This is a genomic window from Okeania sp. SIO1H4 (assembly GCF_010672695.1).
In the GTDB taxonomy this organism is placed as follows: Bacteria; Cyanobacteriota; Cyanobacteriia; order Cyanobacteriales; family Microcoleaceae; genus Okeania; species Okeania hirsuta.
Map to the genome: position 1 here is coordinate 1 of NZ_JAAHGB010000107.1, position 16801 is coordinate 16801.

General features: G+C 41.3%; 15 protein-coding genes and 3 pseudogenes. 7 read left to right on the plus strand and 11 right to left on the minus strand.

Annotation, left to right across the window (positions count from 1 at the left end):
- Positions 1-100: 100 nt before the first annotated feature.
- From F6K06_RS31370 to F6K06_RS34420, 7 genes and pseudogenes are all read right to left on the minus strand, one after another.
- Positions 101-214: pseudogene (locus tag F6K06_RS31370) on the minus strand (element excision factor XisI family protein); the annotation flags it as partial.
- 34 nt (positions 215-248) lie between these two features.
- Positions 249-2834 (minus strand): CHAT domain-containing protein, encoded by a 2586-nt coding sequence (locus F6K06_RS31375; RefSeq protein ID WP_287244642.1) that lies wholly within the window; start codon positions 2832-2834, stop codon positions 249-251.
- A gap of 129 nt (positions 2835-2963) precedes the next feature.
- Positions 2964-3218 (minus strand): hypothetical protein, encoded by a 255-nt coding sequence (locus tag F6K06_RS31380; RefSeq protein WP_192901027.1) that lies wholly within the window; start codon positions 3216-3218, stop codon positions 2964-2966.
- Entirely contained in the window at positions 3119-3346 is a 228-nt protein-coding gene (locus tag F6K06_RS34410; RefSeq protein WP_124142920.1) for a ribbon-helix-helix domain-containing protein, read from the minus strand. The genes F6K06_RS31380 and F6K06_RS34410 overlap by 100 nt, the downstream gene beginning before the upstream one ends.
- Positions 3347-3696: 350 nt before the next feature.
- On the minus strand, positions 3697-4092 hold the full coding sequence (locus tag F6K06_RS31385) for a hypothetical protein (protein WP_124142921.1): 396 nt from the start codon (positions 4090-4092) through the stop codon (positions 3697-3699).
- A 315-nt stretch (positions 4093-4407) separates the two neighbouring features.
- Entirely contained in the window at positions 4408-4587 is a 180-nt protein-coding gene (locus F6K06_RS34415) for a hypothetical protein (RefSeq protein WP_124142922.1), read from the minus strand.
- The gene (locus F6K06_RS34420; protein WP_124142923.1) at positions 4587-4787 is read right to left on the minus strand and encodes a ribbon-helix-helix domain-containing protein; all 201 of its coding nucleotides are present in this window, start codon (positions 4785-4787) and stop codon (positions 4587-4589) included. Before F6K06_RS34420 ends, F6K06_RS34415 begins: the two co-directional genes overlap by 1 nt.
- Positions 4788-5099: 312 nt before the next feature.
- On the opposite strand from F6K06_RS34420, the gene F6K06_RS31395 reads away from it, so the two are divergent.
- From F6K06_RS31395 to F6K06_RS31400, 3 genes and pseudogenes are all read left to right on the plus strand, one after another.
- Positions 5100-5999, plus strand: coding sequence for a hypothetical protein (locus F6K06_RS31395; RefSeq protein ID WP_287244647.1), 900 nt, complete (start codon positions 5100-5102; stop codon positions 5997-5999).
- Positions 5980-6036 (plus strand): annotated as a pseudogene (locus tag F6K06_RS34665) (hypothetical protein); the annotation flags it as partial. The gene F6K06_RS31395 and the pseudogene F6K06_RS34665, both read left to right, overlap by 20 nt.
- 33 nt (positions 6037-6069) lie before the next feature.
- Positions 6070-6696: a calcium-binding protein gene (locus F6K06_RS31400; protein ID WP_375340283.1), complete on the plus strand. Its 627-nt coding sequence runs from the start codon at positions 6070-6072 to the stop codon at positions 6694-6696.
- Between the two features lie 164 nt (positions 6697-6860).
- Here the strand turns inward: F6K06_RS31400 and F6K06_RS31405 are convergent, their stop codons facing one another.
- Positions 6861-7469, minus strand: a complete 609-nt coding sequence (locus tag F6K06_RS31405) for an S-layer family protein (protein ID WP_124142926.1) — start codon at positions 7467-7469, stop codon at positions 6861-6863.
- A gap of 17 nt (positions 7470-7486) precedes the next feature.
- Positions 7487-7996 (minus strand): annotated as a pseudogene (locus F6K06_RS31410) (IS1 family transposase); the annotation flags it as partial.
- A 506-nt stretch (positions 7997-8502) separates the two neighbouring features.
- Here F6K06_RS31410 and F6K06_RS31415 point away from each other — a divergent pair.
- Positions 8503-9843, plus strand: a complete 1341-nt coding sequence (locus tag F6K06_RS31415) for a PQQ-dependent sugar dehydrogenase (RefSeq protein WP_287309091.1) — start codon at positions 8503-8505, stop codon at positions 9841-9843.
- Positions 9844-10448: 605 nt separating this feature from the next.
- Positions 10449-10766, plus strand: coding sequence for a P-II family nitrogen regulator (locus tag F6K06_RS31420; RefSeq protein ID WP_124142929.1), 318 nt, complete (start codon positions 10449-10451; stop codon positions 10764-10766).
- 351 nt (positions 10767-11117) lie between these two features.
- Here F6K06_RS31420 and F6K06_RS31425 read toward each other — a convergent pair whose 3' ends face one another.
- A complete protein-coding gene (locus F6K06_RS31425) occupies positions 11118-12203 on the minus strand; it encodes a sodium-dependent bicarbonate transport family permease (protein WP_287244656.1) in 1086 nt (361 codons plus the stop codon).
- A 761-nt stretch (positions 12204-12964) separates the two neighbouring features.
- Complete coding sequence (locus tag F6K06_RS31430) at positions 12965-14719, minus strand: SulP family inorganic anion transporter (protein WP_287244659.1); 1755 nt, start codon at positions 14717-14719, stop codon at positions 12965-12967.
- A 184-nt stretch (positions 14720-14903) separates the two neighbouring features.
- Here F6K06_RS31430 and F6K06_RS31435 point away from each other — a divergent pair, with 184 nt between their 5' ends.
- Together F6K06_RS31435 and F6K06_RS31440 are read left to right on the plus strand one after the other, a co-directional pair.
- Positions 14904-15824, plus strand: coding sequence for a LysR family transcriptional regulator (locus F6K06_RS31435; protein WP_124142930.1), 921 nt, complete (start codon positions 14904-14906; stop codon positions 15822-15824).
- Positions 15825-16085: 261 nt separating this feature from the next.
- The gene (locus F6K06_RS31440; protein WP_124142931.1) at positions 16086-16286 is read left to right on the plus strand and encodes a hypothetical protein; all 201 of its coding nucleotides are present in this window, start codon (positions 16086-16088) and stop codon (positions 16284-16286) included.
- Positions 16287-16801: the final 515 nt, after the last annotated feature.

The following is a 16801-nucleotide window of genomic DNA, read 5'->3' on the forward strand; positions in this document are numbered from 1 at the left end:
AAATCACTTTTTTTTAGTGGTCACTTTTTGGGGCTGGCCTCTCCGATGCGATCGCACCTCTGAGTATTCTATCTCAGGAAGAGGGCATTGCTCCTACTGGTCACTTATTTCTGCCATCCTGCACTAGTACAATATCAGACTTAGGCACCCCCGCTTCAATTAACTCCCTAGCTATTCCTACTTCAGTTCCATCTCGTTGAACCCAAATTTTCCCTCTTCCCTCTTCCTTCTTCCCTCTTCCTTACGAACTACAACCAATTACCAACAAGAATAAATGATGACCAATAATAGGGTTTATCGTAATCTGCATTTAATTCTATTTCTCCTTTGATAAATTTCATTTGAACTTGACGCAGTGCTTCCGCTTTTCTGAGTTGTGAACTACCAGACTGCAATAATTCTTGATAAAACTGTTTCATTAATTCTGCTGTAGAGCCATCATTAACGTTCCATAAACTCCCTAGAACACTACGAGCCCCTGCCCGAATAGAAACTCCAGCCAAACCCAATGCTGCTCGTGTATCTCCCAATGCCGTCTGACAAGCACTTAAAATTAATAATTCGATCGCTCGCTCTGACCTTGTCAAATTCCTAGTCTGAAGCAGTAGGTCTAAATCTCGAACATTAATACGTTCTTCCCAACCTAAAATGAAGGTATCATCTGGATTAGAACTAAACTGTCCGTGAGTTGCAATATGGATAATGTTAAAAGGTTCAGAATTAACCTGAGCTTGAATATTAGTTTTCGTGAATTTTTCATCTGCTAATTTTTCAGATTGTAGTACAGTTTTTTCAATAGCATCTAGTTCTTGTTGAATATAGGGTAGGGAACTAAAACCCTCCAATTCATAACTAGGTGCTTTCTGACTTGTTCCGGCAGTTAATACTCGTAGCTGCTCCTTTAATAAAGGTTTGGGATTGACTAATTGCAAACCCGGTACTACTGCAATTGCATATCTTTCCACGAGATAACGTTCGCGATCGCTATCATACAATACAGACATGGGAAAATTTCTGAGTAACCCATCCAAGACAAAAACTAGGGTTTTTATTTGACTGGTATCATGTTCTAAATCGATTTCCAAATCCGCTTCAAAGGGTTTAATTAACCACTGATAAAGTTGATTAGATGGTAACTTTACTTTGCTGCTTCCTCTTATAGTTGTAATGTTTGCTCTAAGATTAAATAAGGTATCCTGAAATTGTGCTGCAAAGTTTTTATCGCTCACTGAAGCATAACGAAAGTTTTCAGTTCCCGGCAATTTGAGAATAACACTTAATTGATTATCTAACAATATTGGATAAATAACCGCTGCATTTTTATCAATTTCATCGATATTAATATCTTCAGCATTGACACAAGCATTTTGGAAAAAATTATCTAATTCTGCTAATTGTAGAGATTCAATTACCTTCTGAGCTGCTTTTATATTGGACAATTTTGGTTGAGTTGAACCAAGTTCAGGCTGAAGTAATAGTGCTACAAGTTTTCTGTATAAAGGTTCAATATTTGCCCGAAAATCAAACTGAATATCTCTATTTAAAGCTACCAAGTTGCGTCGTAAAATTTGCAGGGTATTAAAAGCAGATTTATAAGCTAAAAGTGCTTTTGAGGAATCTCCTTGTTGGAGAAAAATATCTCCCAATTGTTCTTGGAGTTGATAAGCAATATCTGAAGCAGAGATTTTTTGAGCGATCGCCAAGGCTTGATTTGTCAAATTAAGTGCATTTTCTAGTTTTCCCATGTTTTGATACAATTTTCCTTGAATTCCAATGGCATAAGCTTCTAAACGAGAATTATGAATAATTTTTGCTTGTTGAATTGCTTGGTCGAGGAATTGTTCATTAATAGTATTTGGTAGAGTTAATTCGGCAAAATTAGTCTGTAGTTGAACTAAAGTTGATTTGGCATTTATTTGCTCAAAATTCATCAAACTTTCTGCAAATTTAATCGTTGCTTGAATTGAATGAGGAGAGGGATTAATTTTATTTAAAATACCAATAATTTGAGGTAAAGTATCAATCTGAAATTGTACATGAGGTTGCAGCCAATCATCACCTGAACTCTTCTGCCATTGTCGGTTTAATTCAAGTAACAGACTAAGATGATTAATAGTTGCCTGAATTTTAATTAATTCTTCATCAGAAACAGTCACCGCTTTTTCATAATAAGATAAACCTTGGATAATTGCTTGTCTTTCTGCTTTTCCTCTCAGCCTAAAATTAGCAATGCCTTGAGCTTGAGAAAGAATTGTATTTCCTAAATTTAGCAATAATCGACCTTCAATATTTTGAGAATTTACCAATGGAAAACTAGCTTCTAAAACCTTTTGAGATAAAGCCAATTTACCCAGTACGCGCAATCCATTTCCCAAGCTTTGTAGACCTTGAAAATTTAGATTAGTATTTGATGTATTAAATCTTGACAAAACAGTTTGTAGCTCACTTTCTGTCAAGCGTTCACACTGTAAATCATTGCCAAATGCTTGTAGCACTGTATCACAGGAACGTCTATAAAATCCCATACTTGTTAATGCTTGAGCTTGATTAACTTGACTTCTAATTTCACCAATACGATCCTTATTTTTCCGATAAATAACTTCTGCTTGTTGCCAAACTTCCAATGCAGCTTCCGCCCTTCCCTGCTGTAACAATTGGACTCCTTGCTGAATTAAACTAGAAGGAGAAGATTGTGCTAAAATGGGAGATAAAAAATTAATTCCCAGACTGAAACAAAAACCAAATAGAGCGATCGCTATCAACTTTAGTATCCCAATCTTTAGTCTATTTTTATTACTAATAAGTTTATAAATTTTTTTGAATAGATTCTGCATATTGATTAAATTTCCTCAAAAATAATCCTCACAGCATTTGTACGAGGCCAATAATGGCCACAATTATTACACTAATATTCTATTTGATGAAAAAATACCGACCACATTGCTGCGATCGGCTTCCTAAATTTATTCTTCTTCTGTTTTGTCGCTTACTAGAAGTTCTGCTTCTCCACTCAAAATCCTGACTACCTCTTCTTCTAAAGCACCCATCTTTCCCAAGACTTTTGACTTATATTCGTTATTTTCCTGAAGTCCTTGTACTAATCTGTCTCCATGAGCTTCTATATATTTAATATGTTCACGTTGCAACTCTTGAAGTTGTTCAAGAATTTTCCCAAGAGTTTCGCGTTCCCCCCCGGTGAAGACTCTTGCCTTACCCACTGTTCTATTAGTTCGCTCCGACTCAGGCCCAACGCTTTCGCCATCTGTCCTAACCTTGTTTTTGCCTTGGGAGTCAAGCTTATTTCCAAGCTTGTTTTCTTCTCGTCATAATTTGGATGTCTCGCCATTTGTTTTGTTAGCCATTTTATACGGATAGAAAAATTTTATCTGAACCACTTGACTTATTCTATCCGGATACTTAAAATAATAAACAATACAATCAGGGTTAAATTTTTAGGAGGTGATGCCCAACGAAGCAGTTCAAACAGTTAAAACCTAAGACTTAACTGACATATTTATCCTCTTAAAAGAGGAAGCGTAACTACCCAAATTTTTCGGTCAAGTTGGGGGTTATATTGTCTGAGTTGAAAGATTTTGCCTTGGTGCTGACCTGTGGGGAGTTGGGCGTATTTGTCGTGTAAAATTTTTGGCTTGAAAAAATACCGACCACATTGCTGCGATCGGCTTCCTGAATTTATTATTCTTTTGTTGTTGATTCTTCTGGAAGCTTTTCGACCTGTTCCAATAGGCGACTGATTTCTTTTTCTAGTGCTGCTGACTTCTCTAAAAAACTAGCTTTCTTATTTTTATGATCTGCTAGTCTTTTTTCTAATCTTTCACCATCATCGTCCATATAACTCAAAGCTTCGTCTATTACTTCCCGGAACAGGCCAAGAATTCCCCCAATAATCCAACTGATTCCAGTTTGTCCCATGCTTTTATCCACTTCTCTAGTAGTTCTCCTTGACTGGTGTTCAAAGCTTCTGCTATCTGTTTCAACCTTTGCCGAGATTCTGGCGTTATCGTCAAGTTGATTCGTTCTTTTCTCACTCCGTGAATTGGATGTCTTGCCATGTCCTTCTAAAGTATCCATTGTTTCTGTATAGAAAGATTCTAACTAAACTCTTGACAACTATTGTATACAGAAGTTATTGTAATACTATATTCATACAGAAAAAATACCCAGGAGGTGACGCCCAACGAAGCAGTTCAAACAGTTAAAACCTAAGACTTAAGCTCGTTGATATAAATTAATGTTTCGGGTAGACCAGGTGAAGTTGGGGGTTATATTGTCTGAGTTGAAAGATTTTGCCTTGGTGTTGATCTGTGGCAAGTTGGGCGTATTGGTTGTGTAGAATTTGTGGCATGAAAAAATACCGACCACATTGCTGCGATCGGCTTTCTGAGTTTATTCTTCTTCCGTTGTTGATTCTTCTGGAAGCTTTTCGACCTGCTCCAATAGGCGAGCGATTTCTTTTTCCAGTGCTGCTGACTTCTCTAAAAAACTAGCTTTCTTATTTTTATGATCTGTTAGTCTTTTTTCTAATCTTTCGCCATGCTCGTCTATGTAACTCAAAGCTTCGTGCATTACTTCCCGAAACAGGCCAAGGATTCCCCCAATAATCCAACGGATTCCAGTTTGTCCCATGCCCCCGTCCACTTTTCCACTAGCTCGCTGCGACTGATATTCAACGCCTCCGCTATTTCGTCCATACGTTGCAAGGTCTCCGGAGTTAGTGATAGATTGGTTCGTTTTTTGGGACTTTTGTATTTCGGTTTTCCAGCCATCTATTATTCTTTTGTCCATTGTTTGTGTACAAGATAATTCTACTCAACCCTCTTGACATAATCTTATACACAATGTAATTATAATATCAAGTCATACACAAACAATGCTCAAGAGGTGATGCCCAACGGAGCAGTTCAAACAGTTAAAACCTAGTGCTTAAAAGACATCAGCATACTTATTCTTAGTGACTATCTATTGGATATCTTTCGGGGTGGGGTTAGATATCCCTGAAAAGAGGAGGTAATTGTTAATTATTAATTGTTGAATCCACCCCTTACTTACTAACCTAACTTTTTCTTACTTTCTTACTTATGATTGGAAACCTATACAACCACGTATTCGAGATACCTTTTAATGACCCAGAACTTCCCCAATGGGCAGATGGCCATCTAGATAAATTTTGCGATTTGTTTTGGAACGAAACCTGGAAAAATGGCGATGATGCGATCGCCTCTCTGGAAATAGATATGCTGGCCGACAGATACGCCTATATCAAAGAGGGCATGGCCTTGAGAGCTTTTCAGATTTACAAACTTTATCAAAATTTAGGGTATAAAACCTTCAAACAATATTGTGTTAAATGTTTGAAAAAATCGGTCTATTACGTCAAACGAGTCATTAAAGCTGCTCAAATATCTTGGTCATTGATGCTGGAAGGATTTACCGAGCTGCCAGACAACGTATCTCAAGCTACCAGATTAGCCACTTCTGTGAGTCAAGTCAGCGAGGAAACTGATGAAACTATGAGTTGTTGGCAAGAAGTGTTGGATAAAGCAAAGGATCAATCCAAACCCATTACAGCAAATTACATAGAAACTACTATTACTGGGGAAACAACACCTCTCTTAGCCACAGCAAAGCTACCCAGAGATGTCTGGGACAAATTAAGAGCTTTGGCCAAACAACAGGGAGTCAAGCCGGAAAAATTACTCGAAGAGATTGTGGGAAATTATTTGCACCCGAAACAAGAACCTGACCCAGAGACAGAAACAGTAGATGAGCCAGAATCTAAAAACAATGAAAAAGGTCTTACGTCAAAAACACCTGATATTAAAGCTTGGGAAAAAGATTTACAGGATTTAGTCCAGGAACGTTTTACTAATGAACCGAATTATCAGACAACCGCAGACAATTCCACATTTACTAGAACGAAAAAGCAGAAGAAGAAACAGAAAAATAAAACCCCTCCTCCTGAGTGGATTTGGCAATAATCTCCTTAGAGGTGGTAATGGCAATGATCGCCTTATAGGTGGTAATAACAATGATACCCTTCTGGGTGGTTTGGACGATGATGCCCTTCTGGGTAGATTTGGCAATGATCTCCTTAGAGGTGGTAATGGCAATGATGCCCTTGGGGGTAATAATGGTTTTGATACCCTTATAGGTGGTAATGGTGATGATACCGTTAGAGGTAATGATGGCAATGATCTCCTTGTAGGTGGTAATGGCAATGATCTCTTTGACGGTGGTAATGGCAATGATCTCCTTGTAGGTGGTAATGGCAATGATCTCCTTGTAGGTGGTAATGGCAATGATCTCCTTGTAGGTGGTAATGGCAATGATCTCCTTGTAGGTGGTAATGGCAATGATCTCCTTGTAGGTGGTAATGGCAATGATCTCCTTCAAGGTGGCGATGGCAATGATCGCCTTAGAGGTGGTAGGGGTAATGATACCCTTATAGGTGGTAAGGGCAGTGACCTTTTTCTACTTGCTAGTCGCTTTGGTGGTGATACCATTATGGATTTTCAACTAGGAGGCGATAAGATAGTATTATCTGATGATTTAGAATTTACTGATTTAACTTTTGTACTAAATGGTAGGAATACATTATTAACAGTTACTGCTAGTGGAGATCTACTAGCTACAGTTAATAATGTAATAAGCTTGAGTTCAGAAAATTTCTTGTAATTTGTCAAAAAATAGTTCAAACTTAAATTAATTTTCAGGGCGATTAAGCCCTTTGTTTTGCGCCAAAATCTCCAAAAAATTCTGGGCATCCTTATTTGACAGGGAGTTAAAAATTTTTGATAAAGATTTAGAATTTACCGAAAAATTGGGTTTAAAGCCTCCCCCTAAAAGGGGCGGAATTCTGTGCCGAATATGCCTGCTGCGGTGATGTTGATAGTGCCTCCGAAGGCGGCTTGAGCATTGGCGGAGATGTCGCTGTTTTCCAGTGCGACTAGGTTTTCGGTGTTGATATTGATGTTGCCTCCGGTGGCTTCTCCTGTGGCGTTAGTGCTGATGTTGCTGTTGTGGCGGAGAATAAAGTCTTTGTTGTTTTTGATGGTGATGCTGCCTTGACCTCCTGTGGTTTTGGCATTGAGACTAGCTTGGTTTTCTATGAGGATGTTGTTGCTGTTGATTTCTAGGTTGCCTGCTGGTTCTTGGGTTTGGGAGCTGACTGTGATTTCTGCTTCATCCCGAATATTGAAATTTTCGGCGTTGATAATTAACGTTCCTCCTGCTCCTGTTCCTTCATCTGTTGCTTCTGCGGTTAAGCCACTTAGCCATATACCATTGGGAGATTTTCCTATTATTTCTGTGTCTTTAGCAGAGATGGTTATATTGCCTGCATCTCCCCCACCTCTGCTGCGGGCGTTGATCTGCGCTCCATCTTGAAGTCGTAAATTTTCTGTATTGACTGTGATAGTTCCTCCATTTCCTACCGCTCCTTCTTGCACTGTAGCAATTAAACCACAATATCAAGAAAACCGGCCCAACCGTGAATCATCTGCCACAATATAGTCAAGGTAACTAACGAGCGAGTCTCTTACAGAGGAGCTTTCCTTGCGGAATGCTATCGCAAACGCTAACGCCCCCGTACAAACTTCAGAATTCCTGGCATTTTGCTGTTGACGACTCTCCAGACCCAAATTTGGTTTTTTTTGAGCCCATAAAAGTTTGTAGTTGATCTAGCGTGAGCTGTTTGAGGTATTTCATAGTTACGATCGGGAATCTGTGCTTGGTGCAAGTCGTACCCAGTTGAGCACTGTGTTATGGGAAATACCAGTCACTCTCTCAATGGCTCCCAATCCCATGCCAAATAGGGACATTTTCACACAAAGCTCTTTAAGATCAGAACTTATAACCCGCAGGACAGGGGCTTTCTCGCGCATTGACGGCCACAGTTACGGCACAGATAACTCTGTTTGCCCTGACGATGACCATTTTTCACTACTTTATGACTTTGACAATCAGGACAGTCCATCTGTCTAGAAAATTCTAGAATATCATTCTCTATTGTGCAACACCTATAATTGAGCATCGGGTCGAAAAATTATGCTGTTGGGGTAGATCAAAAATAGATTTGCATTTCCTAACACACCTAGAGTTCCTAGTACGTCGATCAATGGTGCGCTCAATGCAATGTTTTGAGCTATCGCTACATCTACAGAACTACCAAATTTTCTACTACACCAGATATAGCTGAAGTCAGAAGTCAGAAGTTAAATTCTCAGCACGGATGTAATTTGCTGGTTGTGGTAATAGCACTTAGCTTTTTTATAGGTATGGTTTTCTACCATCTCAATGAATTCATCCCATATATTTGTTGGTAGATTTGTTTTAATTGTACTCGTCGAAACTCCCTTATTAAGGCGAATCACTATCTGGATGTAATTCTTCAATACATTCTAACAAAAGGCGATCGCTCGATTAATTTATCAAACATAAGTATATGTCAAAGAGCTAAAAAAATGCTAACTTGATATCAAAATGCTAAATAATCAAGATTCTATAGTCATAAAAATGCGACAGAATAATATGTTTCAAAATAATTTGTTTTCTCAGTCAGACCAAAAACCCCTCGATCTACTCGATCGCCTCATAACAGTAGGAAGTAAAATAGTATTTCGCACTACTATAGCGATCGCTCTATTCGGGACTGTAAGTTGTACCACCAATATTCAACTTGATTCATCCATTGCTGCTCAGACTCAGACTGCATCAGTTTCTCATAATCAAACCGAGCCTCCTAAAAATGTTGCGACTACTTCAGGTTTGCAGAAAATTACAATGGTAGAAAACCTAGAACATCCTTGGGGTCTGGCCTGGCTTCCTGATGGCACTATGCTAATTACCGAGCGACCAGGGAGATTGCGAATTGTGCGTGATGGAGTTTTAGATCCGACTCCGGTTGCAGGACTTCCCGAAATCTTTGCCTCTGGCCAAGGGGGATTAATGGATGTCTCAATTCACCCGCGCTTTACAGAAAATCGCTTTATTTACCTAACTTATTCCCACGGCGATCGCTCGGCAAACCGCACCCGCATCGCACGGGCGAGACTTGAGGAGAATACTCTGCGCGATCTGCAAGTAATCTTCGAGGTTTCCCAGACAAAAACTGGCGCGCAACACTTCGGGTCACGCATTATTTGGCTACCTGACGAAACTCTACTAATAACAATTGGTGACGGTGGCAACCCACCTATTGAATTCAATGGCGAATTTATCCGCCAACAAGCTCAAAACCGCCGTAGTCATCTGGGCAAAGTTTTACGGTTAAATGACGATGGTTCTGTACCCTCCGATAATCCTTTCGCAACTTCTACAGATGCCGAACCCGCCGTGTGGAGTTACGGACATCGCAATATCCAGGGAATCACCTTTGACTCCAAAAGGAATAGAGTCTGGGCAACAGAACATGGTTCTCGAGGTGGCGACGAACTGAATCTAGTTGAGGCCGGAGAAAACTACGGTTGGCCAGCTGTTACTCACAGTCGTGAATATTCTGGAGGACTCATCTCCCCGGAAACATCTCGCCCTGGTATGGTAGACCCTAAAGTAGTGTGGACCCCATCAATAGCCCCCTCTGGTTTAGCTTTCTACAGTGGCGATCGCTTTCCACAGTGGCAAGGTAATTTATTTGCGGGTGGGTTAGTATCGCAAGATATCCATCGTATTGAGCTAGATGAAGCGGGTAATGTTGTCACTCAGGAGTCTATTTCTATAGGTCAGAGAGTGCGGGATGTGCGACAAGGGCCTGATGGACTACTGTATGTTCTCACCGATCGACCTAACGGACAATTAATTCGGCTTGAACCTGTTGGTGGTTAATGAAGTCAGAAGTCAGAAGTCAGAAGTCAAAAGTTGTTCTTTTAACGGGGATTTGAGCAAGGCTCCATCTTCGTGTCTCCGTGTCTGGTGCGTCTCCGTGTCTATCGAGAATGAAACAGCCCTACCTGCTCCCCTACTCCCCACCCCCAACTATAGAACCCATTTGGGATCTATTTAAAAATGGAAGAGGAGATGGGGAGTAGGGGAGATGGGGAGTAGGGGAGATGGGGAGATGAGAGTATTTTTCTACCTGCAAGGGAAGCTACCAGATTTGCTATTGGGCGACGCGGGGTCTCATCCGCTTTTTATCCATTCTCGTTCCTGAATTTCCACTGGCTCGCTCAGACTGAGGACGGAAGTCAAAAGCACATACCGCTCTCAAAGATACGGTTAGGGGTTCTATAAATCATCAGTGCGTTTCCTCTTGACTGATAGATGGTATAGTGCTAGCATATTCAGTATGGCAAGCGCGCTATTACGTAACGTGTACACGAATGCGATTGTATTGCCTTCGCCAACTCGTATCGGCGCGATAGCGCGTAGTGCTAAAGTTTTCCTGAGTTTCTGTATAGTTCAATGACTACACGCGTTAAGAGGTAATCCACATGACCCAGCAAGCCAGTAAGCTCGTCATCGTCACGGAAAAGTTGCTGCTGAAAAAGATCGCCAAGATCATCGACGAAGCCGGAGCTACCGGTTATACAGTGGTGGACGCTGGCGGTAAAGGCAGTCGCAACGTGCGCTCGTCCGGAGGACCCACCGTTTCCGAAACCTACTCGAATATAAAGATCGAGGTGCTTACCCCCAATCGGGATATGGCGGTGAAGATTTCGGATGAAGTCGCAGCGCAGTTTTTTGACGATTATTCGGGCATCGCCTATATCTGTAGCGTGATGGAGGTACTGCACGCACACAAATTCTGACTCAAAACCCAGTCTGTAAAACTAAAAAAGCCGGGGCATGACCCCGGCTTTTTCATGCCCGCAGGAGGTTGACATCGGCGAAGAAGTCATATCATGTCCGTTAGCATCATTTGCGTATAAAATAAAGGTAAAAATGGCAAAAAAGCTTCTGCCTTCTGCCTTCCTTACTCCAAAATGTAACTATTCAACCAGACATGATATCAGTCAATGCGCGTGATATTTAATCAGCAAGCCCTAGCCTAGAACTACTAGGTCGCGCGACTGTTAAACGGAGACAACACAGAGCTTGAAATAGCCGTCGCATTGGTCGCCAAGCCAGGGTAACATCAGCAAACAGCTACCCTTTTGGGATCAGTTCCCCATCAGCGCCTGGGCAAGCCCCATGAAGAGCGGTATTCCCAAGGCAAGGGCAACCGGCGTGCCGACGGCTGTGGATGAGCCGATGTAGGCAGAGGGATTAGCCGACGGGATACCAGCTCGTAAAGTCGGCGGCCCTGAGATGTCTGAACTGGAGGCGGCGATGACGGCCATAATTACCACACCGCCAAGGCTGAATCCCGTGACGTAGTGGGCAATCATACCGAGGCCGAAGGCTATGAACCCATGCAGCAGCGGCCCCACAAAGGCATATATGGCGTACCATAGCCCTACCTTACGCAGCTCGCCGAGCCTTGCCGTGGCTTCCATACCCATTACCAGCATCAGTATTGAAAGCAGACCGCGGAAGAGGGGATTGAAGAAGCTATCATAGACTCTTTCCGGCTGGGTTAGTATGCCTAGAGCGAGGCCAAGCATCAGTGCCGATAGGGCAGAACCCTGGAGGCTTTCCTTTATGATCGGCCATATCTTGACCCGCTGGCCAGCAGTATCGCGCTTGGGATACCCGCGTGCGGTAATGCCCTGCTTGCTGAGATACTCCTGCTTACTGAGATCCTCGTGTGCGGTATCGCGCTGCTTGCTGAGATAAACGCTGGCCAAGACGATCGCAGTCACGAGGGCTGGGATGTCCATGAAGGGATAGAGTGCGCCGGCCCAGTCTTCGTATAGGATATTTTCCTCTTCCATTAGGCTCAGGGCGGCGGCGAGGGTAGAGCCACTCACGGCACCAAACAAGCCGGCGGTCGCAATGGCATCCACGTTTTTGACGTTCGGCAGCAAGCCCAAGGTGTAGCGCCCGATGAAAACGATCGCGATCCCCGTTGCCATGGCGAACACCGCAGGCAACAGCATCTGCAGCAGATCGGCCTCGCGGATCGCCATGCCGCCACTCAGGCCGACCCTGATGAGCAGCATGAAGACGATGAACTTATAGATCGCATCTGGAATTGCTAGTCGGCTATTGACGGCGGCAACGACCATGCCACCAATCAGAAAGCCAAGTGTCGGGGACTGCAACTTCGCGAGGAAGAGAGTCAAGAAATCGGAAAAAAAATCCATGTTGTAATTCCTCCTTAAATTTTAGATATTATGGGGTGAGGACGGCAGGCAAGCATGACCTCGAACTTAAAATGTGTCCCGATTTGTACTGGCTAGCACAAATTGGAAATACAATGTCAAATGCAAATCATCAGGTTTTCGACAACCAACTTGGGGAAGAACTAGCCAAAGTGTAATCAAGGGCAATCTTTAACATTTTCAGGACTTACGCAAATTGTCTGTTAAACCACCATCTGTAGGGGCACCATTCGGAGCTTTGAGGAGCGCAAATGGTATTTGAAACATTTTTGCTGCTTTCAATACTTGAGACTAGCAAAATAATTTTTAATAAGTAATTACTACGATTATTGTAATATATACTTTTCAGCGGTTTAGTTATAATCCTAAAATTCTTTATTTTGCAGATATTAGTCAAAGGCTGCAAAAATTACTCTTAATATAGCGAGCGCCATATTCTAAAAAACGGAGTTATGAAATCTTTACCCTGTAAGGAATTTGACGTAGATTGCTCTTCGTGACAGCCTAGCTAGTTTTGGCTTAGAGACTGTTTGTAAAGTTGTGTAATATACAATGATTGACCTTTAAACTGTAACAACTTGGTTATTTATCCCAGATTTATAGGCTAAAATACCCAATTTGCCAGGTGCAAAAACACTTCATAATTCTTTACAAACAACCTCTGAGAGTTAATATTAGCTGATTCTGCTTGATCTACAAATCAAATCATTCAAGGAAGTGAAACTGGTGAATTAATTTGTTCATTAAGGATTTTGACCAATTTGCAGATTATCAAAACTGGGTCGAGTTTCGTTAGTTACCTTAGCATTTGTAGAATTAATATTAGCATCAGAAGTAACTAAAGCAACAGCATTGACCAATGCTTGTCTGCGATCCATCAACATATTTTGTGGAGGTACAATCTCTAAAACTCCCAGTTTTTCTAAACGTCGTTTGACGCTGCCTGCAGCACCAACTAAGAATACATGACGACCTGTATCAACAGTTTCCTGAATTGCATTTTCTATTGCTAGAGCAGAAGTCACACCCATGTGAGGTACTTCGCTCAAATCTACAATCAACACTTCATAGTTGTTCAGAAGTGTATGCTGGCGAGAGATAGCTTTAGAAACACCGAAAATCATCGGACCACTGAGGTGGAATAATAAAATCCGACCCTCAGCACGGTCTAGTAATTCTTTCTCATCATTGTCTAAGATGATTGCATCATCAGCATCAGTGATAGCTTTCACATCCTCAGATTTAATTTGAGTCAAGCGATCGATAGTGAGAACATTAGCAACAAACACCCCAATACCTACAGCAGCAATTAGGTCAACGAATACAGTTAGACCGATGACACCGTACATAATCATGGCAGATTTCCAAGAAATATTATGGGCACGCTTGAGGAAACCCCAGTCAATAATCTTAATACCCACCTGGAGAGAAATACCTGCCAAAACTGCCATGGGAATTTGTGCAGTTAAACTACCAGCTCCCAAAACCACAATCATTAAAATGAAAGCACGGGTAATACCAGATAAAGCAGAGCGAGCACCTGTATTGATATTAACTACAGTACCCATAGTGGCACCAGCACCAGGAAGACCACCAAACAATCCTGAAGCTAAGTTACCTAAACCTTGACCAATTAATTCTTTGTCGGAGTTGTGTTGAGTCCGAGTCAAACTATCAGCAACCACAGAAGTCAGCAGAGCATCAATACAGCCAAGCATTGCTAACACTGTCGCATCAGCTACCATTAACTGCAATTGATCGGGAGTAAAGTAAGGCAACTGTAAGCTAGGTAGACCAGTAGGAATTTCACCGATGCGACGAATACCAGCATCTGAGAAAAATAAAACAGAAATAACTGTTCCTACTACCAATGCTAATAATGGTGGTGGCACAAATTTCTTGACCTTAGCTGGTACCAAAAAGAGTATAGCTACTGTCAGAGCTGCTAAACCTGTCTCTATAGGATTAATACTTGTTAAAAGGTTAGGTATGTTCTGAATAGTCCCAACTACACCACCCTTGGGGCTAGCTTGTCCGAGAAATGGACCTATTTGCAGGATAATCAGGATTATACCGATGCCTGACATGAAACCAGAAATCACGTTGTAAGGCATCATGGTAATGTATTTACCAAACCGCAATAAACCAAAAATAATTTGGAGTACTCCTGCCATCATGACTACGGTGAAAGCCATTGCCAGACCATTTTCTGGGTTGGTGGTAGTTAAGTGAGCAATCACCGCAGTGGTTACCACGGTCATCGGTCCGGTAGGCTCAGAAATCAGGGTGGGAGTACCGCCAAACAGTGCTGCAAACAAACCAACTAATACAGCACCATACAAACCCGCAGCAGGTGCTCCAGCATCGGCGGCACCCGAAGCGACACCAAAGGCGAGTGCCATAGGGAGGGCAATGACAGCAGCAGTCAAACCGCCGAACATATCGCCCTTGATATTCCTAAAATTTATTTTGTTGAAAACTTGTGTAGCAAAAGCCATAAAGATTGATAAGTTTTTCTTTTTTATTTAATTAAGTCAATGATACCTACATTAACCATTGACTATCGTCTATGTCAAGATTATTATTGAAATCAATTGGGAATGCAATACTTGATAGTTTGTAATTGCTTATACCAGTCTTAAGATTTTCTTTATTTTTCTTATCTTTTAGGAGGAAAAGTTCTTGATTCAGGCAACCTTACATCAGTTGAGAGTCTTTCAGACCGTGGCCCTTCACGGTAGTTTTACTAAGGCTGCTGAAGAGTTATTCATTACTCAACCCACTGTCTCTGCTCAGGTAAAGCAACTGGGCCAGGCAGTAGGTATACCTTTGTTTGAGCAAATTGGCAAGCAGCTTTATTTAACAGATGTTGGTAGAGAATTATTTGCCACTTGTCAGGAAGTATTTGAACAGCTCGCTCGCTTTGAAATGACGGTAGCTGATATTAAGGGGACAAAACAAGGGCAATTACGTTTGGCAGTAGTTACAACTGCTAAATATTTTGTACCCAGAATCTTGGGTTATTTCTGCCAAGAGTATCCAGGTGTAGATATTTCTCTGGAGGTGACAAACCACCAAAACATCACTAGACGAATGTTGGAAAACCAAGACGATCTATATATATGTAGTCAACCTCCTGAAGATATACCTCTATGTAGTGAAGCTTTGATGGATAATCCCCTGGTCTTAGTAGCGAACAAAAATCATCCTTTGGCAGGCCAGAGAAATATTCCGATTAAACGTCTCAATAATCAAGCCTTTATTATGCGAGAATCTGGTTCTGGTACTCGCCAGGCGGTGCAAAAATTATTTGCCAAGCACAAAATTTATGTGAAAGTGCGCCTAGAACTTGGTAGTAATGAGGCTATTAAACAAGCGATCGCTGGAGGGTTAGGAATTTCTATTTTGTCAAAGCATACTCTCTACTGCGAAAGTTCTGAGTGGGAACTCACTACCCTAGATGTTCAAAATTTTCCGATTAAGCGACAGTGGTATGTATCCTATCTAGCTGGCAAACAATTATCGGTAGTAGCTCAAACATTCTTGGAATATCTGCACGAACATACTCAGAAAATGGCTGTCACTTCTAGTCTTGTGAGTTAACAAATTTCCCACAAGTGCATACCTGATATATTTGTTGATTGCCGAAAGCTGCCTATATACTAAAACATTTCTGAGTACTGTACAAAAAATTTCAAGGGTACGAAAATTACTATAATTTCTACCAGATACTCTTATTGTTTTATTTACTATTCTGCTATTGTTAGCATAGCTTTAGTCATTGATAAATTCCTCGCAACAGCGATCGCTAAGTTTCTCTATCGCTATAGTTGGAATCAAGCTTTCACCATCTGGTCTTTGTCAATGCCTCAAGTAGCAGCAACTTTAGCGGCAGTATTAACAAGTTTTAGCGTGGAATTAATTTCTGAGTCAGTATTTAATGGCATTATTGTTTCAATGTTGGTAACATCTATCTTAGGACTTATGATAACTACTACAAAAGTATTTCTCTGTTTAAGGTTGATCATCAATCTATGTCAAACATCAACTCCTTCCTTGCTATAAATAATATCAGGACTTACGCACTGACAATAGATATGGGGTTTTGCTCAGTTACGCCACCGCTAACACACCCTACTGGACTGTTTCATCTAATTTGGTGCATTAGGGAGTACGGGAGTAGGGGAGAAAGATTGTTGTTGGATTTATCCTACGGATAAGCTGGCGCTAATATCCCTCAACCCAACCTACATCTATTGCAAAATTTAAGATGAAACAGTCTACTACTAATAGTGTTCATGCGTAACTCCTAAATATTATGTTCGCTTAAATACTACAGGACTTATGTAGTACAGCTAATTATAGTGTATAAATTGGTAATTATGCCAGATATATCCACTATAATTAGTGCCGCTCCGTAAGTCCTGTACTAATTATTTACTGGAGTTTAGACCAGGGAAAACGCATCTAATTTTTTTGACAAATGACTAAAAACCCAATAATGCCCTTGACCTCACAGGGTTACAAGCAGCTCAAAACCATTATTGGATAAGAGTTCAAAGGACATTTAGCTGGGTCTT